The sequence below is a fragment of the Companilactobacillus mishanensis genome (genome assembly GCF_003946505.1).
Taxonomy (GTDB): Bacteria; Bacillota; Bacilli; order Lactobacillales; family Lactobacillaceae; genus Companilactobacillus; species Companilactobacillus mishanensis.
Genome location: NZ_RHON01000001.1, coordinates 146654 through 167418, shown reverse-complemented (window position 1 = coordinate 167418; position 20765 = coordinate 146654). Strand labels below are relative to the sequence as shown.

17 protein-coding genes are annotated in these 20765 nt (G+C 36.8%); 5 read left to right on the top strand and 12 right to left on the bottom strand.

All coding sequences use genetic code 11. The features are described 5' to 3' along the window. Positions 1 to 54 precede the first annotated feature (54 nt). Positions 55 to 3381, bottom strand: coding sequence for a DNA polymerase III subunit alpha (gene dnaE, locus EKM63_RS00815; RefSeq protein WP_125702762.1), 3327 nt, complete (start codon positions 3379 to 3381; stop codon positions 55 to 57). Positions 3382 to 3483: 102 nt separating this feature from the next. On the opposite strand from dnaE, the gene EKM63_RS00810 reads away from it, so the two are divergent. Together EKM63_RS00810 and EKM63_RS00805 are read left to right on the top strand one after the other, a co-directional pair. Further along, positions 3484 to 3669, top strand: a complete 186-nt coding sequence (locus tag EKM63_RS00810) for a YjzD family protein (RefSeq protein WP_125702760.1) — start codon at positions 3484 to 3486, stop codon at positions 3667 to 3669. Positions 3670 to 3700: 31 nt separating this feature from the next. Beyond that, positions 3701 to 3943: a VOC family protein gene (locus EKM63_RS00805; RefSeq protein WP_125702758.1), complete on the top strand. Its 243-nt coding sequence runs from the start codon at positions 3701 to 3703 to the stop codon at positions 3941 to 3943. A gap of 74 nt (positions 3944 to 4017) precedes the next feature. Here EKM63_RS00805 and EKM63_RS00800 read toward each other — a convergent pair whose 3' ends face one another. The 10 genes from EKM63_RS00800 to obgE all read right to left on the bottom strand — a co-directional run bounded on the left by EKM63_RS00800 (position 4018) and on the right by obgE (position 14931). Next, the gene (locus EKM63_RS00800; RefSeq protein ID WP_125702756.1) at positions 4018 to 4875 is read right to left on the bottom strand and encodes a DUF3737 family protein; all 858 of its coding nucleotides are present in this window, start codon (positions 4873 to 4875) and stop codon (positions 4018 to 4020) included. A 25-nt stretch (positions 4876 to 4900) separates the two neighbouring features. Beyond that, positions 4901 to 6688, bottom strand: coding sequence for an ABC transporter ATP-binding protein (locus tag EKM63_RS00795; protein ID WP_125702754.1), 1788 nt, complete (start codon positions 6686 to 6688; stop codon positions 4901 to 4903). Continuing rightward, the gene (locus tag EKM63_RS00790) at positions 6681 to 8441 is read right to left on the bottom strand and encodes an ABC transporter ATP-binding protein (RefSeq protein ID WP_125702752.1); all 1761 of its coding nucleotides are present in this window, start codon (positions 8439 to 8441) and stop codon (positions 6681 to 6683) included. Before EKM63_RS00790 ends, EKM63_RS00795 begins: the two co-directional genes overlap by 8 nt. A 122-nt stretch (positions 8442 to 8563) precedes the next feature. Continuing rightward, positions 8564 to 9292: a hypothetical protein gene (locus EKM63_RS00785; protein WP_125702750.1), complete on the bottom strand. Its 729-nt coding sequence runs from the start codon at positions 9290 to 9292 to the stop codon at positions 8564 to 8566. 54 nt (positions 9293 to 9346) lie between these two features. Further along, positions 9347 to 9538: a 50S ribosomal protein L32 gene (gene rpmF / locus EKM63_RS00780; protein ID WP_125702748.1), complete on the bottom strand. Its 192-nt coding sequence runs from the start codon at positions 9536 to 9538 to the stop codon at positions 9347 to 9349. A 96-nt stretch (positions 9539 to 9634) separates the two neighbouring features. Further along, positions 9635 to 9952, bottom strand: coding sequence for a LapA family protein (locus EKM63_RS00775; RefSeq protein ID WP_125702746.1), 318 nt, complete (start codon positions 9950 to 9952; stop codon positions 9635 to 9637). A gap of 12 nt (positions 9953 to 9964) precedes the next feature. Continuing rightward, complete coding sequence (locus EKM63_RS00770; RefSeq protein ID WP_125702744.1) at positions 9965 to 10762, bottom strand: SDR family NAD(P)-dependent oxidoreductase; 798 nt, start codon at positions 10760 to 10762, stop codon at positions 9965 to 9967. Between the two features lie 15 nt (positions 10763 to 10777). Further along, on the bottom strand, positions 10778 to 11704 hold the full coding sequence (rnz, locus tag EKM63_RS00765; RefSeq protein WP_125702742.1) for a ribonuclease Z: 927 nt from the start codon (positions 11702 to 11704) through the stop codon (positions 10778 to 10780). 13 nt (positions 11705 to 11717) lie between these two features. Then, the gene (locus EKM63_RS00760) at positions 11718 to 13634 is read right to left on the bottom strand and encodes an acyltransferase family protein (RefSeq protein ID WP_125702740.1); all 1917 of its coding nucleotides are present in this window, start codon (positions 13632 to 13634) and stop codon (positions 11718 to 11720) included. A 22-nt stretch (positions 13635 to 13656) separates the two neighbouring features. Beyond that, a complete protein-coding gene (obgE, locus tag EKM63_RS00755) occupies positions 13657 to 14931 on the bottom strand; it encodes a GTPase ObgE (RefSeq protein ID WP_125702738.1) in 1275 nt (424 codons plus the stop codon). Between the two features lie 211 nt (positions 14932 to 15142). Between obgE and EKM63_RS00750 the strand changes: the two genes are divergently transcribed. From EKM63_RS00750 to EKM63_RS00740, 3 genes are read left to right on the top strand one after another with little or no spacing between them, the layout of a single operon-like run. Next, entirely contained in the window at positions 15143 to 15895 is a 753-nt protein-coding gene (locus EKM63_RS00750) for a DeoR/GlpR family DNA-binding transcription regulator (RefSeq protein WP_125702736.1), read from the top strand. Continuing rightward, positions 15896 to 16819: a 1-phosphofructokinase gene (pfkB, locus tag EKM63_RS00745; RefSeq protein ID WP_125702734.1), complete on the top strand. Its 924-nt coding sequence runs from the start codon at positions 15896 to 15898 to the stop codon at positions 16817 to 16819. Positions 16820 to 16831: 12 nt separating this feature from the next. Then, on the top strand, positions 16832 to 18790 hold the full coding sequence (locus EKM63_RS00740; protein ID WP_125702732.1) for a PTS fructose transporter subunit IIABC: 1959 nt from the start codon (positions 16832 to 16834) through the stop codon (positions 18788 to 18790). Positions 18791 to 18828: 38 nt separating this feature from the next. On the opposite strand, the gene uvrC is transcribed toward EKM63_RS00740, so the two are convergent. Continuing rightward, positions 18829 to 20649 (bottom strand): excinuclease ABC subunit UvrC, encoded by a 1821-nt coding sequence (uvrC, locus tag EKM63_RS00735; protein ID WP_125702730.1) that lies wholly within the window; start codon positions 20647 to 20649, stop codon positions 18829 to 18831. Between the last annotated feature and the right edge of the window lie 116 nt (positions 20650 to 20765).

Below are 20765 nucleotides of genomic sequence, written 5' to 3'. Positions count from 1 at the left end.
AATATAACATTTTTTTCACATTCTTTGTAGCGTTGAAAACGTTTTATCACTAAATTAATTGCCTTTTTTTAGGAAAACGTTCTTTTCACCCAAAAAATCTACTAATTTTGCTCTAATTTCGTCATTAAAGTTAATCCAACGATTAGATTTTAATAATAATGCCTGTTTTTCTCTTTCCCGATAAACAATTACTGGCATATTTCCTGGTGAAGTTTCTACCAAATCATACAACTGTGTCAATTTTTCTTTAGTATCATTCTGGTTTAAAACTCTCAGATACAATCTTTGATCTGGCAATTCGATCATGTACTGTTTAGGATCATTGATTCTGTCTACAATAACTTCAAGATCTCCACGTTGACCATCATTAGGCTTCCCAACAACTAATAGAATTCTTCCTTCTATTTCATCTTCAGAAATTTTTTGGAATAATCTTGGGAAAATCGTCAACGATATATTGCCGGTCTCGTCTTCAATATTTGCGAAAGCCATTCTCTGACCCTTTTTAGTCCGAATGACTCGCATACTTTTGATCAATCCCAAAATATTGACTGTTTGTCCCTTGTGGATCTCCAGTTGACTGATTGGAACTGTTTCAGTATTCAAAAGTTTCTCTCGATACTTTTCAACTGGGTGGCCTGAAATATAGATACCCAGATATTCTTTTTCCTGATTCAACTTTTCAGTCAAAGTGAAGTCATCCATTGAGTGCTTCTTGGGATCCAATACATCGAATAACGAAATATTATTACCAGCGAGCTGAATACTTTCAATCAAATCGCGTATATCATACAGAGTTTCCTTCCGATTACGATTGAACTTATCAAATGCACCAACTAAAACCAACGGCTCAATATTATCGTTTTTGACAAATTTGACATCCATTCGTTGTAAGAAGTTCAGCTCATCAGTATAAATGCCCTTTTGAACGCGCTCATTGATAATTGCCTGTGAAAAATCACGTCTCATCCCTTTGACACTTAAAAAGCCAAAGCGGATCGAATCATCATGAACAATAAAATTATAACTGCTTTTGTTGATGTCTACGTTCTCAATTTTTATATGACGTTCTTTTGCAGCTTGAATATAAGTTGCAGATTTCTCTTCACTACCCATATTAGAATTCAGTAAACAGGTGAAGAAAATCTCCGGATAATGTACTTTAATGTATGCCAACCAAAAAGCAATCATCGAGTATGCAACTGAGTGGGATTTATTAAAACCATAATTACCAAACGTTTCTATATAATGATAGACATTCTCAGCCGATTCTTCAGTATGACCATTTTTCACTGCACCAACAACAAACTTTTTATGATTTTCATTCATCAGGCCTTCGTTCTTTTTACTGATGGCTCTTCGCAAGATATCAGCATCTGCTAACGAGAAACCAGCCATTTCGGAAGATGCTTGCATGACTTGTTCTTGATAGACCAAGACACCATATGTCGGCTTCAAGATTTTTTCCAAAGATTCGTCAGGATACTCAACAGGTTCATCCCCATGTTTTCTAGCTATAAACGTCGAGATATTCTGCATTGGACCAGGACGATACAAAGCATTCGTAGCAACGATGTCATTAAAGCTAGTCGGTTTTAATTGACGCAAAACACTCCTGATACCATCTGATTCAAACTGAAAGACACCATCCGTGTCAGACTTTTGAAATAACTTCAAAGTCTCTGGATCATCTAACGGAATTCTCTCTGGCTTGAACTCCTTACCAACCTTTTGCGAAATCAGCTGAATTGATTTATCCAGAATAGTCAAATTCTTCAATCCCAGAAAATCCATTTTTAGAAGTCCCAGACTCTCAACATTATTCTTGGTCTGTTGCGTCAAGTTGATACCATCGGCTTCCAATTGAACTGAAACAATGTCAGTCATTTTCTTTTTACTCAAAACAATACCAGCGGCATGAGTCGAATAATGACGAGGTATTCCTTCAAGTCGACGAGAAACCTTGAATATCAACTGATTATCATCGGAGTTTCTGACCAGTTCCTTCAAGGCACCAGATTCTTCAAATGATTGATCAAGAGTTATATTTAAACTTCGAGGTATAGAATTCGACCACTTACTCATTTGAAATTGGGTCTGACCAAATGCACGTGCAACATCCCTCAAAACGGCTTTGGTTGCTAGAGTTCCGAACGTAATTATTTGTGCCATATGTTCTGAACCATATTTCTCATGCATATACTCAACCATTTCGTCACGTCGATCATCAGGAAGGTCCAAATCAATATCAGGCATATTGACACGTTGAGGATTTAAAAATCGTTCAAACAGCAAATCGAATTTAATTGGATCCACCTGAGTTATCCCCAGTGTATATGAAACCAAAGAACCTGCGGCCGAACCACGCCCAGGACCGGTTTTTATCCCAACTTCATGTGCGTGCTTGATAACATCCCAAACAATCAAGAAATAGTCAGAGAATCCCATTTGATCGATGACCTTTAATTCATACGACAATCGTTTTTTGTATTCGTCTGAAACTTGACCATTTAGGCGTTTTTCTAATCCCTTAACAGCTAAACTTTGAAGGAATTGAACAGATGGTATTTTATTCGGTGTTTCGAAAACAGGAAGTTCTGTCGCCTTAAACTCAATTTCAACATTACAAGCATCTGCAATCTTATTAGCTGCTTCAATTGCATAACTCATGTCATAATGTTCAAAATCAAAATCGACATCTTCGGCGGTTCTTAGATAATATTCTCCGTTTTCTTCAAGTTGATCAGTATTTTCAAATTTCTCACCGGACCGAATATGATTAACAACTTGATAAGACAAATCATCATCTTTATTGATATATCTAACATCGGTCAACGCAACCATAGGAAGATTGGTGATTTCGGATACCCTTTTAGCTTTACTTACACGATTGATTTGATCAGCGTACAAACCAACTCCAATAAATAATGAATCGTGATCAACCAATTGAGCTAGGTTGGCTGAAAACTTTAATGGTTCATCTGTGGTTAATATTTCTGCACCAACTGATGGCGTGATCAAAAAGAGTCCATGAAGCATATCTTTTATTGCATCAAGCTGAATTGGATCCTTGCTTGACATGACGGCAGAAGAAATCTTAATTAGATTATGATATCCAACATCGTTTTTCGCCAACAGAATCAATGGATACGTGTCTTCTCCAGAAATTATTCCAGCCATTTGAACAGTCAAACCAATAATTGGCTTGATTTCATTCTTACGGCACAGTCGATAGAAATCTATTGAGCCATACAAATTATTAATATCGGTCAATGCTAACGACTTGTATCCCCGGTCTTTAGCTGTTTTTACCAACTCAGGTAACTTGATGGGACTTTGCAGCAAACTATAGCTGCTCATAACTTGTAATTGTGTTTGCATTTTCCAGCCCCCTTATATAAAATTATAACAAAATTGATTCAAACATTATTGGGGAATCCCTTAATTTATGTTAAAGTATGAAAGAAAGCGAGATGGATATTAATGAGATATGTTGCTGTTTTCTTCTGGGCAATCGTTTTAGGCCAAGTTGCCGGCTTTATCGGTGGTGCCTTAAACCAACAAATTTTTAATTCCCAGCAAACATTGATTGTAACAATAATTTTCGCAATAATATTTAGTATAATTCCACTTATTATGAAGAATAAGGACAACGATAAGGATGCCTAAAGGCATCTTTTTTTTGTTTGGAGGATAATTTATGGAGATAAAATCATTAGACCACATGGTACTGACAGTAAAAAGTATTCCTGAAACAGTGTCCTTCTACAAAAATATATTAGGAATGACTCCAGTAACCTTTGGTGAAAATCGTACTGCTTTAAAATTTGGCAAACAAAAAATCAACTTACATCAATTAAAACATGAATTTGAGCCCAAGGCTAAGAATCCCATTCCCGGCTCGGCAGATATTTGTTTAATATCCACTACACCTTTTGAATAAGTGGTCCCCGAACTTAAAGAGAATGACATTGAGATTATTCAGGGACTTACTAGTTTCACTAAAAAAGCTTGCGCCTATTTGGCAGCAAGCTTTTTTGTTTGAATATTGGTATTAGCTGGATCAATTTCGGGGTCGTCAAAAATAATATTATCTACTGACTCCACCTTGATTGTCCCACTAATTGGATTTTTGATACTCATAACATTTGTTGTGATCTCAGCATTGATATTTGAGCAATATTCGAATGCAAGATCAGTACGAAGCACTTTGCAGTTGACCATCTTTAGGTTATCGATGTAACAAAGTCCCTGATCACTTTCAATCGTACAATTTACCAAAGTAATGTTTTTAGTGTTCCAAGCTAGATATTCACCACTGATTTTAGAATCATAAATTGTAACATTCTCACAATTCCAAAATGCATCTTTTGACACAAAGGTTGAATTATGAACTTCAATATTTTTTGCTCCGTCGAAAACATAATTTCCAACTACATTCAGATTGTCTACCCGAATATTTTCACTATTCATACCAAAATAATTACCGTTCACTTGAACATCTTTCAAATCAATATCCTTACAATTCCACATAGTTTCTTCAGCATCCGCGAAAAGGACATTTTCAAGTTTGATTTTACTTGCTCTTCTGAATAATTTTGGAGCTTGTAAAGCTGAATTTGTTATTTCAATGTCGTCTGTATACCAGATACCTGAACGTGACATTGTTTCAAAAACTGAATCATCGACCTTGATATGTTTTGAATACCAAAGTGGATATTTCCACTTGAATACAACATCCTTCAAATCCAAATCGTGTGTTTCTTTTAAAGGTGATTCACCTGTTCCAAAAGTTGTATCATCTATCTCTTCATCATGGGCCTTGAACAATGGACGTTCGCCCTCAAAATAATCCTCATTAATTAATTTCTTCATTTAATTCACCTTTTAATTTAAAAATTTAATCCATGGACTGTAATTCATATAGTTCTGAATACAATCCCCCAGAAGCCAACAATTGCTCATGTGTGCCACGTTCAGCTATTCGACCATGACTCAGTACTAATATCTGATCAGCATCTTGTACGGTCGATAATCTATGAGCAATCGCAATGGTGGTTCTGTCGTCACGCATCTTAGTTAGTCCACGAGTGATACTTTGTTCAGTCTGTGGATCAATATTTGCCGTTGCTTCATCAAGTATCAATACTTTTGGATTTCTGACAATTGTTCTGGCAAATGAAATCAACTGTTTCTGCCCAACTGAGAAGCTACTACCTCTTTCGATTACTTTAGCATGATATTTACCAGGTAATTCTTGTATGAATCCATCGGCATCAACGAATTCAGCAGCCTGTTCAACTTGTTGATCAGTAATATTTTCGTCATACATACGGATATTCTTAGCCACATCACCATAAAACAAATATGGTTCCTGAATCACTAATCCTAATTTTTGACGCAATTCCTTAGTTGAATACTCTCTAATATCTCTGTCATCAATAAGTATCTGGCCTTCACCAAACTCATAAAACCTCAGCAATATATTAATGATCGAACTCTTGCCACTTCCGGTATGTCCAACTAGGGCAATCGTCTGTCCAGGTTCGACTGTAAACGAGATGTCTTTCAAAATTGGTTCGCCAGGTTCATAAGCAAACGTTACATGTTTAAACTCGATCTTACCTACTTCAATTTTTGCATCACTGTCTTCAGCTTGTACGGGTGAATAAGTCTGATTATCGAACAACTTTGAGATCCGATAACCTGCAATCATTCCATCTTGAAAATAAGACATGTAGTTCATGACATTCGATAGTGGATTAAAAAAGTTTTGTTGGTAAGAAATAAACGCATAAATCACACCGGCGGCAACGATGGTATGTGTACTTTCAAAACCAAACCCACCTAATGAAATAATTTCCGACAATGTGAACATCAACGTGATCGTTGGGTAAAGTAAAAATGAATTAACATTTATCATCTTATTTCTTTGCCTAAAATACTGATCATTTTTTTGTTCAAACTCTGACACCATACGTTTTTGTTGACCAAATTGCTGAATAATATTTATACCCATCAGAGATTCATTGAGCTTGGTATTGATCTGACCCAAGTATTCACGCAATCTTTGATAAATTTTGGAACTCAATCGTTGATATAACCAAATCAGGATATACAACAAAATTACGAACAGTCCTGTTGCTATCGCTAATGTCACATTTACTGACATCATAGCGACAAATGCGGAAACCATTGAAAATACGGCAACTAGGATCATCAAGAATAAGTTCCAGAAATCGTACAACGTTTTGGTATCGTTTGTTACTCGAGAAACTATCGAACCTGCGGGAGTTTTATCAAAATAATCCATACCCAAAGCATGTAATTTCCTGAATAGCTGACTTCGGATTTTCTCCAAAGTTCGCTCAGCTCCCATTGAAAATGCAAAGTTCTGAACAAATTGAACCACGGCTTTGATCATAGTTCCAATAAAATACACTATCGCAAAGCCAACTATTATTTGAATGCCTGTACTCTGATGAACCAAATAATGATCCATGTAATACTGCAGCATTCTTGGTAAAAGTACATTAATGATGCTTAATAATATTGCAAAAAATATTGCTGTTAGAAATTGACGTTTGAATGCCCATGCAAAGCTGAACAGACGTTTCAAAATATTTCGTTGTTGTTTTCGCGTCAAAGCCTGAATATCATTGATAACTTCTTCATCTTTTTTATCCACGAGTGTTCAACCTCCCTTCTATCTCAGCATTACGTTCCTGCAGATTGAAGGTGTCGTAATACCAACCACGGTTATCCAATAGTTGTTTATGTGTCCCCTTTTCAGAAATCGTCCCATCTTCGACTACCAGAATCTGATCGGCATGTTCCACTGAGCTCAATCTGCTGGCGGCAATGATGGTTGTTCCCGATGTTCGGTTCTGAGCGATTCTGTTTTCAATATTCCTCTCAGTCTTAGAATCTACAGCTGATAAAGAATCATCCAATATCAATAACTCTGGATTACTTAAAACTGCGCGTGCAATCGATAATCGTTGTTTCTGACCACCTGATAATGAAACACCCAGTTCACCAACTTGTGTATCATACCCTTCTGGCATCCCTTTGATATCAGTATCAAGATCAGCCACGTATGCAGCAGCCTCGACCTGACTTTGATCAGCATCGATATTAGCAAAACGAATGTTATCACGAATATTAGTTGAAAATAGAAAATTGGTCTGTGGAACATATCCGATATTATCAAGATAATCATCCAACTTAAAATCACGGATATCATGTTCACCAACTGTTATTTGACCGTTGTAATGATCAAAATCACGCATCAACAAACTAATAATTGTTGATTTACCACCGCCAGTTGGACCAACGATCCCCAAAGTTTGTCCCTCGCCCAAATTAAAACTAACATCTTTGAGTGCACTGACATTTCCATCTGGATAGTGGAATTTTTTCATTTCAAAATTCAAAGTACCTCTTGGCTGGTCCTTGACCTCATGTTTAGGGATGACCAAAGAAGACTTTTCAGACAACAGCTCTATTATCCGATCATAACTAGCTGATCCTCTTTCCAAAATATTGAAAAGACTTCCAATCGCAAACATTGGCCATGTCAACTCAGCCATGTACGTGATAAAAGATACTAATTGTCCGATAGTTATCCGAGAATGTATAACCGCTAATCCGCCAAGAATAATGGTTATGACATATGAAAGACCCATTATTATCGATGTCAGCGGATCAAACATGGCATTAAGACGATATGTTTTCTTATTTGCATTAATATTTTTATCAACATATTTGTCAAAGTCCGCTTCATCTTCAGACTCTTGACCGAGAGCTTTGACAACTTTGATCCCGACGATACTTTCTTGAGTCTTATTATTGATACTCGAAAAAGCCGCTTGAGAATCCATAAATGCATCATGGATCTTATTTCCCAAAACATTTGCCATGACAGCTAACAAAATCAGTGGAAGTATCGCATAAAGTGTCAACTTCCAATCGACAAAAATCCCCATCGCAAAAATCATCGACAATCCTGTGATCAATGAATCTGCCAAGGTCAAAACTCCGGGACCGGCAACCTCTCTAACTGCATCGATATCATTCGTTGCATGGGCCATTAAATCACCTGTACGCCATTTTTTATAAAAAGTCGTATCCATCTTCATAAAGTGATGAAATAGCCTGTTACGCAAGTCACGCTCTAAAACATACGAGCTACCAAAAATCATTTTCTGCCAAACAAACCTTAGAATGTAACCTAAAATTGCGACAACTAATAGTAATCCAAGATTTACAAATAAAAATTGCATTGACATGTTCCGTTTACTGACCGCATCTACAACATTACCTACTATCCGAGGTGGTACCACATTGCAGGCCGCGACTAATAGTAATGCTAAAACACCAAACGAGTATTGACGCCAACGTCGTTTGAAAAACCAACCTAATCGAGAAAAGATCCCCATATTTATTTCACCTATTTATTAATATTTTTCTACGTGTATGACAATACACCTTATAGTGGACTATAAGGCAATACCTTTTTTCAAAAAAATGCAAAAAAAATAAGCCATGCTAAATGCATGACTTACTTAGTTATATAAACATAAAAGGCATTTCCAGCCAAATTAATATTGACAGGAACACCCTTAGAAGTGATTTGCTTCATTGTGGTTTTGTTACCATTGTCCATATTCTTCATTTGCTTTTGAAGATTCTTAGTAACAGCTTTACCGTCTGCTCCTGCCAATTCCGACATGGTATACAAACTCATTCCAAAATTCTTCAAGCCAGTCTCAGATTTCAAATCTTTATATTGGCATTTCATAGCAATACCCATGAGGTAATTACTTTGAACGTTAAAGTATAAAGTAGTACCTGTAGGTTGCTTATATGTAAATATTCCGTCCTTAACGATAAGTGGTAACTGGTCAGTAGGACGATCCACCATCAGAGCATTGTAATTATATTGCTGTGCAAGTGCAGTATAATCCGTCAATGGTTTTTCTTTGTTAACAGTAACGATTTTTGTTTGCGTTGCACTCCCATCACTGGCAACAATCTTTACATCTTGCTGATTAGAAGTAGTAGGAACTGTAAATGCAAAATGACCTTCATTCATACTGACTTTTTTAGTCACGCCAGCAACAGTATAGGTAAGTTTTTTTGTTTTGGTAGCCTTACCTTTAATTACGGCGACTAATCCATTTGCATTATATTCATTTTTGGTGGTCTTGAGTGAAAGACTTGAACAACCACTCAAAACCATGAAGAAAATCGGAATCAGCAATAATAGAAAATATTTGGTCTTTTTCATATCAATTCCCCGTTTTATACAAAAAAAGTCAAGACATTACGACTTGACTTTTAATTAAGCTTCTTCTGTATTATTTGAATCATCGATAACTTTGTTACCCTTGTACATACCAGATGGTGATACGTGGTGACTTAAACGATATTCACCAGTTGCAACATCAAATTGCATGTTAGGTGTGTTCAACTTAATATGTCCACGTCTTTGACGTTTTCTTTGTTTTGATGTTTTTCTCTTTGGAACAGCCATATTTATAAACTCCTTTATTTATATTACTTAATCAAATCTAACGTTTAATATAATACTATCATAATAACGCTACGGCAAGCAAAAATTCATTTTTGTTTACTTTTTTGTCTTATTATCCTTTAAAGCATTAGCAATTTGATTATCATTTGAAACTTTTACATTGGATAATTGCTTTTTAGCAGATCTGGACAACTTCTTTTCGTCCTTCTTCTTTGAACCGGTGTTGGCAAGTAACATTGTTATTACTGCACCTAATATCAAAGTGACGATTATCAAAACGATCAGTGGTAATTGGATTTTAGTGAAACCAAAACTGACCGCAACTGGATCGACATTTAAAATTGCAAAAATTACAACAATTAATGCAACAATCAATCCTATAACAAATTTCCATTGTCTTTTTTTATTATCCATAACTATAATCCCCTATTTACGATTTCCAAACGTCCCTGCGAAATAGTCTCCCACACTTGGTGCCATTTTGTAAAGTACACTTGCTAATTCCATGTATCTTGGTCGATTGATCTCACGTTTTTTCTTGTTAAATGTATTAACGATATCCCATGCTAATCTGTCAGGGTCCAAAACAAATGCTTTAACAGAATCCAAATATTTACCTTCATGGTCAGCTACATTAAAGAAATTAGTTGCAACAGGGCCCGGATTAACGGTCGTGACAAGTATATTGAAAGGTTTTAGTTCAAGCCTGATACCGTCAGAAAAGCCAATCACAGCTGCTTTGGTTGCCGAGTATGCGGCAGATTTTGGAGTAGTGATCTTCCCAGCCATCGAACCAACGTTGAAAATATGCCCATGGCCATTCTCAATCATATGAGAAGCAACCAAACGCGTCATCAACATTAATCCCAGCACATTAACACGAAACATTTTTTCTATCAAATCAAAATCGGTCTCTAGATAATTTGAAAAATCACCAAAACCCGCTGCGTTTACTAAAATATCGACATTTTCAAAGTTGTCATAAATCGTTTCGACACCCTCAGTAATTGCTTTTGGATCACTCATATCGATCGATAGGTAAAAATGATTTGAATATTCATCTCCTACTTCGATACATTTCTGTTTGACTTGAGCCAATTTCTCAGTATCTCTAGCTACCAAAATCAAATTGGCACCAGATTCAGCTGCATTTATTGCAACATCTTTACCGATACCTGATGAGGCACCAGTCACGAGAACAGTTTGATTTAGTAAATTTGTCATAAGTATTCCCCATTTCTAATTAAATGGTACTTCATAAACATCAAAATCATTAACCACTCGACTATTTTCAAAAAACTTCTTAGCTTCATTTTGTAAAATCAATGACGCCTTACCTGTATATCTAGCAGAAATATGAGTCAATAACAAGCCTTTTGCATGTGCTTTTTTGGCTTCACGTGCAGCTTGAGACGCCGTCGAATGATAGTAGTTGTACGCCAACTTTTTATCTTCATCTGAAAAAGTCGACTCATGGACGACCACATCAGCATGATCGATCAATTTATCGATTTCTGGAGTATACCGAGTATCAGAAATTATTGCGACTTTCTTACCTGGCTTATCAGGGCCAATAAAGTCCTTACCGTCTAATTGCGTACCATCTTCCAGAGTGACTGTCTTTCCAGCTTTCAAGTCACCAAAAATAGGACCGTTCGGAATATTATATTCTTTTAGCTTATCCACTAAAAGTTCACCAGTTCGAGGCTTTTCTTCAATTCTGTAGCCAAAACAAGTGATGCGATGTTCTAACTTTCCAGCATAAACTGAGAAAGTTTTATCGCTAAATATCTCGCCACCATTTTTCATTTCAATGTACTTGATTCGATAATTTAGCTTTGTTCCAGTAACCCTTAGAGATGTTTCCACAAAATCCTTTATACCGACGGGACCATACAACTCTAATGGTTCTTGGCCACCTTGATTGGCACGACTCGACAACAATCCTGGTAAACCAAAAATATGATCACCATGTAAATGAGTTATAAAAATTTTTGTTATTTTTCTAGGTCTGATTGCGGTTCTTAATATTTGATGTTGTGTTGCTTCCCCAACATCAAACAACCAAACTTCGTTTCTTTCGTCTAATAGTTTCAATGCAGTACTTGAAACATTTCTGCCTTTTGAAGGCACTCCCGCGCCAGTTCCCAAAAATTCTAATTCCATACAAAAATCCTATCTATTTTTTTAAGTCTTTCAATATTTCTTTGGCAACAAATGAAGAATAGTACATCGAGCCATCTGGATTTGGATGAACATTGTCATCATAGAACCAGTCTTTGTGACCTTGTGCATATCCATTCCAATCAATAATTGAAAGATTTTTATATTTCTTAGTTGAATTTGCCAGTAATTCGTTGACAGATTTTTCCCAAGGTCTTGATGGTACAAACGTATTTATCCAAAATACGTGAGTCTTGGGACCAACCAAATGCATAACTTGATCAAGTTGTTCACTCGAGAATGGACCATTAGTTCCTAATCCAATAAGAACATTTGGAGCCAATGCTCCCTGATCCTTATACTTTTGAAGAATATCAATACTTTGATCCAACTGACGACTAACAGCGGCATCAATAACAACGTTATTTTCATCAAATAACTTGTTAAAGTTATTCAATCCGTCGGCCATTACTGAATCTCCAACACCTGTCATTTTAACATCACGAAGTCTTTGTAAGTCGACCTGTGATAATCCATATTTTTCAAAATCTTTATTAACAGGATGTGATTTAGCAAGTTTCTTATACTTTGCAGTATTTGCTGCAGAATATAATCCCTCAGAATCATTTTTATTCTTCTTCAGATTATCGATAGCCTTTTGCTTGCGCTTACTATTCGTCTGAGTATTTTTCTTAATTTGTTGAGCTAATTGACTATCATTAGCTTTTGGCTTTGGTGCTGTGGTTGCTTTCACAACTCCATAACCACCAGTAATACAAATGGCAGCAATAATGATTGCTAAAATACGACTCATTGCTGAGGATGACGTAAAGAAATGCTTAACGTCACTCCATTTTGCATGTGACAATGGTCTCTCAACAAATCGATACGAGAATTCTGTTACTAAGAAGATAATGACAACTTCGATAACTGGATAAAGGATCGGATGATTAGCGATGTCTTTAAATTTCGATTCAAAAAAGATCATCACTGGAAATTGATAAAGATAAAGTCCATAACTTCTGCTTCCAACATAGTGGAAAAGTTTATTAGATAAAACCTTGTTCCAAACAGCATCAGGGTGAGCGACCACTCCGATAAAGATACAAGTTACGACAGAGAATATGAACATTCCACCACGATATAAGAATGGTGATGAATCTTTAACGGTAAATATCATGAATATCATCAAGGCAAACGAAAGCAAACCAACGATATTGAGCTTGATCTTGTCGCTCTTCATAACACCATGTTTAAGTTTCTCCGCTGGCCAAACTATTGCTAGACCACATCCCAATAAGATTGAGAACAATCTAGTATCAGTACCATAATAAACACGACTAGGATCAACACCAGGTTGATAAAGCAATGCCATTAGGATGGCTGAAGCAATTGATACAATCATTGCAAACCAAAAGATTCGACTCTTTCTAACACCAAACTTGATGAACAACAATAATAATATTGGCCAAACGATATAAAATTGGCCTTCAATTGACAATGTCCACAAATGTGTAAAGGGCGATTCATTATTGGCAAATCTTTCGAAATAAGATTGACCGTTGAAAATCTGCCACCAATTATAAACATTCAATACATTGGTAACGAATATTTGATCTAAGTGGTACAGCAAATCTTTCAAAAATAGGACGATATAAGCTCCAGAAGCTAATAAAACAAACAATAGTCCTGGATACAATCGCTTGATTCTATTTACATAGAATCCCCCTAAAGAAAACTCACCGCCTGCATCAACAGTGTTGAAAAAATGATCAGTTATTAAATACCCCGAGATTAGGAAAAAGATGGGTACCCCAAGGTATCCACCTGAAAATAAAGTTGGATTCAAATGGTACATAATAACGCCAATAACACCTAACGTTCTCAGTCCATCAAATCCGCCAATATAACGTCTCTTTGGTGATTTGTTCATAATATACTTTGCCCCTAAATTACTAAATAAACTCGAATGTGAAGTCCAGAATCGTTACTGAATCGCCTGATTCTGCACCAGCCTTGATAAGTGCATCTTCTACACCCATACCCTTAAGCTTACGTGCAAAACGCATAATACCGTCTTGATGATCAAGATTTGACATCTGCAATAGACGCTCAACTTCGTCACCAGTGACAATAAAGCTATGATCTTCTTCTTTTTCGATCTTAAATTTATCTGCTTTTGGTTGATACTTGTATTCGACAGTTTCATCGTTTACAACATTGAAATGGATTGGTTCAGCGTTTGCTAGAACTTCACTAGTATGATTCAACAGTTGTTTGACACCTGTATGTTGAATACTTGATATTGCAAATATGTCTGCATCATCAGGTAACTTTTCTTTGAATTCTTGAAGTCTTTCTTCTGAACCTTCAACATCCAACTTTGTTGGAACGATTATCTCTGGTCGACTTAGAATATTCTCATCATATGTTCCAAGTTCTTTACGAATGGCTAAATAATCCGTATAAGGATCACGACCGTTTTCAGGATCCATATCTACTAGATGCAATATAACTCTAGTTCTTTCAACGTGACGTAGGAATTGAATTCCCAATCCGACACCATTTGATGCACCTTCGATCAAACCTGGTAAATCAGCAATAACAAAATCTTGACCGTTATCTAATTTGACCATTCCTAAGTTAGGATTCAAAGTCGTAAAGTGATATGCAGCTATTTTAGGTTTGGCTGAAGTTGCTACCGAAAGCAAGGTCGATTTACCTACAGAAGGAAAACCAACTAAACCAACATCGGCAATCAGTTTCAATTCCAACTTGATATGTTTTTCTTGACCGGGCTCACCATTTTCAGCGACTTCAGGTGCGCGGTTCTTAGAGTTGGCAAAATGAATATTACCTCGTCCACCTTTTCCACCTTTGGCGATGACAAGTTCCTGATTATTCTCGATCAAGTCTCCTACCAACTGTCCAGAATCTTCATCATATACTGAGGTACCTGTTGGCACTGCAATATAAACTGGATCAGCCTTACGACCGTACATTGACTTGATCTGTCCATTTTGACCTGGATCTGCTTTGAAGATTCTCTTGTAACGAAAATCCATCAAAGTATTCATTCCTTCATCAGCACGGAGAATAATATCTCCGCCTCGACCGCCGTCTCCACCAGCTGGTCCACCTAGAGGGACGTACTTTTCATGTCTAAATGCTACTGAACCATCGCCACCTTTACCTGATCTGACGGTGATTTTAACGTTATCAACAAACATTTGACCCCTCCTTTCTACCTATTATTGTAATTTTATTTATCATTTTTAAATTCTAGCACAAAAACACGTACCATCATACTTCTAAACCTAATTAAGTGTCCAATGTTTTTTCTCAGCCCTGACACATTTTGAAACTTTTTGAATGTTTTTGAACGATTATGATTGATTTTGACGGAATATGGAGTATTATAACATCAAGAGGTGAATGTAAGTGCTTACCGAAGAGAGACATCAGATTATTTTAAAGCAACTTCAAATGCATAATATCGTCAAGTTGCAAGATTTGATACCCCTCACTGGGGCATCAGAATCTACCTTAAGACGTGATTTACAGGATTTAGAAAACTGTCACAAGCTTTTAAGAATTTATGGTGGTGCTCAAAATATTATTTCGTTCCACGATGAACCCGCCCTTTCACAAAAAGTGGCTGCCAATACTGATGATAAGGATAAAATAGGAAAAGCCGCCGCCGCACTAGTAAACGACAATGAAGTCATTTTTCTGGATGCTGGTACAACTGTTCAAACTATCATTCCTTACCTTTCAGATTTAAACAATTTATTAGTCGTCACAAACAGTGTTGATAGTGCATCGATTTTAGCAGATTATCAGATTGAAACATTCATACCTGGTGGAAAACTAAAATCAAGTACCAAGGCAATCGTAGGTTCAACCATGACCAGCTCGTTAGAGAATTATCATTTTGACAAAGCTTTTATCGGAACAAATGGTTTTTCCATTCAAGCAGGTTTTACAACACCAGATCCCGAGGAAGCATCAACCAAAGAAATCACCATTAAGAATTCAAATAAAGCTTACGTATTAGCTGACGCATCTAAATGTGGTCAAGTTAGTTTCAATAGATTTGCACCATTGAGGGATGCCGAATTATTGACTAATGAGTTGCCAAGTAAATCGCTCGAATTATTATCCAGACAAACGAAAGTAACGGAGGTTAAATAGTTGATCTATACAATTACTGCCAACCCTTCCATTGATTATGTGCTACAAGTCGACGCACTGAACAATGGCGAGGTGAATAGAACTACTAGCGATGTAAAATTACCAGGTGGAAAAGGAATCAACGTTTCTATTATATTAAAGGAATTAGAGCTTGATTCTACAGCATTGGGATTCGTTGGTGGCGCAACCGGATTGATGTTTGAAAAACTTCTACAAAAGAAGAATTTGAATACATCATTTACTACCGTTGAGGATGACACTCGAATCAACGTTAAAATCAATGCTACAAAACAAGATGAAGAAACCGAAATAAACGGAACTGGTCCAGCCATTTCTGCAGATGAAAAGTCAGCATTCCTTGATCAACTAAAACAAGTTGGTAATGACGATGTTGTGATCATGTCAGGAAGTTTGCCAAAACAAATTGCTGATACTTTCTACCTTGATATTGCAAAAATGATTCAAGCCCAAGGTGCCGATTTCGTCATTGATACTACTGGACAAGCATTGCTAGATACATTGCCATTACATCCACTCGTAGTTAAACCAAACAACCACGAACTGGCAGATTTATTCAATACTACTTTCAAATCAGAACAAGATATTGTTGATAACGCTAGAAAGCTTTTGGATAAAGGTGCAAAACACGTACTTGTATCTATGGCCGGTGATGGAGCCTTGTTGGTAACTAAGGACCACGTATACAAAGCAAACGCACCAAAAGGAACTGTAATAAATTCAGTTGGTGCTGGTGATTCAATGATTGCTGGATTTGTCGGAACATTCATGAAGACTAAAGACGCAATCGAAAGTTTTCATGAAGGCGCCGCTTGCGGTTCAGCAACTGCATTCAGTCAAGATATTGCCGTACGTTCCAAAATAAATGAAGTGTACAATGACATTACTGTCAGTCAATTAAGTTAGGGGGAAGAATTAATGGATCTGAAGGAACTACTACTAAAAGATGCCATGATCATGGATCTTAAAGCTACCACTAAAGAAGAAGCTATCGACGAAATGGTCGATAAATACTTTGAAGTTGGAGTTATTGATGACAAAGAACTTTACAAATCAGACATTTTAAAACGTGAAGCTGAAACAAGTACTGGTATTGGTGATGGAATTGCCATACCACATGCACATGACAAGGCTGTTAAAAGAGCAACCGTGCTATTTGCAAAAAGTGAATCTGGTTTAGATTACAAATCATTGGATGGCCAACCTACCTTCCTATTCTTCATGATTGCCGCTCCAGAAGGTGCTGATAATCTCCATCTACAAGCACTTGCATCATTATCATCACTTTTGATCAATCCTGATTTAGTTTCAAACCTAAAAAAGGCCAAAACTGCTGATGAAGTTCAAAAGTTATTTGACGACGCTATGGCAGCTAAAGAAGCAAAAGACAAAGCTGACGAAGAAAAAGAACAAGCTCGTTCTAAAGCTGTTGCTGAAGCTGCTGCTAAAGAATCTTCAAACAAAAAACCTTTCGTCGTTGCTGTAACAGCCTGCCCTACTGGTATTGCCCACACATATATGGCCGAAGCTGCACTAAAAGAACAAGCTGAAAAAATGGGTGTTGATATTAAAGTAGAAACAAATGGTTCTGAAGGTGTTAAACATTTGTTATCTGCTTCTGATATTGCCAGTGCTGATGGTGTCATCATTGCTGCAGATAAGAAAGTCGATATGCCTCGTTTCGATGGTAAACACTTAGTTAACCGTCCTGTAACTGACGGTATCAACAAAGCAGAGGAATTGATCAACTTAGCTACTGAACAAAAAGCTCCGATCTTCCACTCAGAAGGTGGCGCTGCATCAACCGAAGAAGAAAGTACTGAAAAGAAATCACTTTGGTCAAAAATTTATGCTGACTTAATGAATGGTATTTCCAACATGCTTCCATTTGTTGTTGGTGGTGGTATTTTAATGGCCCTCTCGTTCTTACTAGAGCCTGCCGTTGGATCACATTCACAATGGTTCTTATTCTTTAACAACGTTGGTAATTATGCATTCAGCTTCTTGATTCCTATCTTAGCTGCATACATTGCCGTTTCAATCGGTGACAGACCTGCTTTACTACCTGGTTTTGTTGGTGGTTATATGGCATCTGTCGCAACCGCATCAGTTGTGCCTTCTAAGAGTCCTGCCGGATTTATCGGTGGTCTACTTGCCGGTTTCATCGCCGGATGGGTCGTAATTGGACTCAAGAAACTGCTTAAAGGACTTCCAAAGACTTTGGATGGTCTAAAGCCAATTCTGTTGTATCCAGTTCTAGGATTACTCTTTACTGGAGCAATCATGTACTTTGCAGTTGACCCTGTTTTCGCCGTTGTTAATCACGCAATCACTAACTTCCTTGAATCAATGGGAACTGGTAATGCTGTTATTCTTGGTACTCTATTAGGTGGAATGATGGCTGTTGATATGGGTGGTCCATTCAACAAAGCCGCATACACATTTGCTATTGGTACATTTACAGCTACACAAGATGGTGCCCTAATGGCTGCCGTCATGGTCGGTGGTATGATTCCACCTCTAGCAATTGCTATTGCTACAACATTCTGGAAAAACAAATTTACTGAACAAGAAAGACAAGCTGGTCTTTCAAACTATGTTCTAGGTATTTCATTCATTACCGAAGGTGCTATTCCATTTGCTGCTGGAGATCCACTTCACGTTATCGTTTCAAGTGTTATCGGAGCAGCAATCGGTGGTGGTTTGACACAACTATGGCATGTTAATGTCCCAGCACCACATGGTGGCTTATTCGTAACATTACTTGCTAACCACCCACTTCTTTACTTATTAGCTGTAGTAATTGGTGCAATCGTTGCCGGAGTTATCTATGGACTTTGGAAACCTGCAAAAGCTGCAGAAACACAATCTAAATAAACCAAAAGCGTTGCTGAAAAATTTCAGCAACGCTTTTTTTACATCTTCTTATATTTTTTATGAGTTTCAATATTTGCCAAAGTTATTTTAATGGTTTGTGCAGTGGTTCGAGGGATACCTAATTCAATGATATCATCAACGGGAGCCTCTTTGATTTTCTTGACTGAACCATATTTTTTAAGTAACTTTGTTCTAGTTTTGGGACCAACACCTTGGATCCCATCAAGTTGGGATGACAAAGCATTCTTACTTCTGGTTTTTCTTTGGAAAGTAATAGCAAATCTGTGGACTTCATCCTGAATTCTTTGTAGTAGATAAAATCCTTGGCTCTTTCGATCAAGTTCAACCGTTTTTCCCTCTTCTCCAAAAATTAAATGAGAAGTATTGTGATGACTGTCTTTGACCATACCAGCAACAGGAACATTATTTATTCCCAGTTCATTTTGTAAAACATCCATAACTGCTCTTAGTTCAATTATTCCACCATCCATCAGTATCAAGTCAGGTAATGGCTTTTCTTCCTTCAGAAGTCTTGAATAACGTCTGTATACGACTTCTCGTGTATTGGCAGCCTCATCGGCACCAGACTGATGTTCGACCTCGCCTTTTATCTTGTACTTACGATAATTACTTTTTTCAGGTCGACCATCTTGAAATACGACCATGGCAGAGACAGGATTTGTTCCTTGAATATGTGAATGGTCAAATGATTCGATCACGTGACCATATGGTAGATCCAAAGCCTTGAATACTTGTTCTTGTGCACCATAAGTTTGACGATTATCCAACTCCATTAATCTAAATTTCTCCTGCAAGACTAATTTAGAATTTTCAGCGGCCATCTCCATCAAATCACGTTTTTGACCACGTTGTGGTGTTCTAAAGGGAACATTCAAAACATCCGAAAGTGTATCTTTGTCAATGTTTTCCGGAACCAAAATTTCTTTAGGTAAAACTTGATTGCGACGATTATAAAATTGAAGAATAAATGTAGAAAGTTCTTCTTCAGGAGAATTGACACAAGCAAACACCCGCTTCTCACGTTTCATCAATCTTGCTTGACGGATGAAGAAGATTTGAATTGAGATCCATCCCTTCTCAACATAGTAATTGAAGATATCCCTTGGTGTACTATCATTTGAAATGATCTTTTGTTTTTCAACAGTGGCTTCAATATATTGGATTTGATCGCGCAATTCTCCAGCACGCTCATATTCCTGCTTTTCTGACGCCGTCTTCATTTTAGATTTCAAACTTGCCTTTACTTCACCAACGTTACCGTCTAAAAACTTTTTAATTTTCTCGATCTGTCGAATATATTTTTCTTCTGGGACCTCCTTGAAACATGCTCCTAAACATTGTCCCATATGATAATACAAACAAGGTCTCCCGATGTGACCCTGGCAACGTCTTAATGGATAGACTTTTTGTAGAAAATTCAAAGTACCTGATGCAGCATATACATTAGGATATGGACCGTAATAATAAGCTCCATCCTTTTTGATCTGACCGGTAATTTCCATCTTAGGATCACGTTCATTAGTAATCTTGATATATGGATATCCTGTCCCTTTTTTCAATCGGATATTGTAATAAGGTTGGTGTTTTTGGATCAAAGTTATCTCTAATAAAAAAGCCTCTTTATCGTTAGATGTAATTATTGTTTCAAAATCCCTAATTTCAGATACTAATTTGGCAGTTTTACCCTCGTGAGAACTCTTAAAATATGAACGAACTCTATTTTTTAAATTTTTGGCTTTACCAACGTATATTATTTTTGAGTTAACATCTTTCATTAAATAACAACCTGGACGAGCCGGTAATAAGCTTAATTTATGCTCTAAATATTCTGTTGCCAAGCCAATACCTCGTTTCATCATATATATGACGTTTTATTTTGACAATTATCTAATTAATTCAATACGCTTATATTATTTTAATCTATTATTAATGAGTTGCAAGCAATTGAGATTTG

Coding starts and splice junctions, on each gene's coding strand:
- EKM63_RS00740 (WP_125702732.1), top strand. CDS start 16,832: ATGGATCTGAAGGAACTACTACTAAAAGATGCCATGATCATGGATCTT.
- rpmF (WP_125702748.1), bottom strand. CDS start 9,538: ATGGCTGTTCCAAAGAGAAAAACATCAAAACAAAGAAAACGTCAAAGA.
- EKM63_RS00775 (WP_125702746.1), bottom strand. CDS start 9,952: ATGGATAATAAAAAAAGACAATGGAAATTTGTTATAGGATTGATTGTT.
- EKM63_RS00790 (WP_125702752.1), bottom strand. CDS start 8,441: ATGGGGATCTTTTCTCGATTAGGTTGGTTTTTCAAACGACGTTGGCGT.
- EKM63_RS00785 (WP_125702750.1), bottom strand. CDS start 9,292: ATGAAAAAGACCAAATATTTTCTATTATTGCTGATTCCGATTTTCTTC.
- EKM63_RS00800 (WP_125702756.1), bottom strand. CDS start 4,875: ATGAAGAAATTAATTAATGAGGATTATTTTGAGGGCGAACGTCCATTG.
- EKM63_RS00810 (WP_125702760.1), top strand. CDS start 3,484: ATGAGATATGTTGCTGTTTTCTTCTGGGCAATCGTTTTAGGCCAAGTT.
- dnaE (WP_125702762.1), bottom strand. CDS start 3,381: ATGCAAACACAATTACAAGTTATGAGCAGCTATAGTTTGCTGCAAAGT.
- EKM63_RS00770 (WP_125702744.1), bottom strand. CDS start 10,762: ATGACAAATTTACTAAATCAAACTGTTCTCGTGACTGGTGCCTCATCA.
- EKM63_RS00805 (WP_125702758.1), top strand. CDS start 3,701: ATGGAGATAAAATCATTAGACCACATGGTACTGACAGTAAAAAGTATT.
- obgE (WP_125702738.1), bottom strand. CDS start 14,931: ATGTTTGTTGATAACGTTAAAATCACCGTCAGATCAGGTAAAGGTGGC.
- EKM63_RS00760 (WP_125702740.1), bottom strand. CDS start 13,634: ATGAACAAATCACCAAAGAGACGTTATATTGGCGGATTTGATGGACTG.
- rnz (WP_125702742.1), bottom strand. CDS start 11,704: ATGGAATTAGAATTTTTGGGAACTGGCGCGGGAGTGCCTTCAAAAGGC.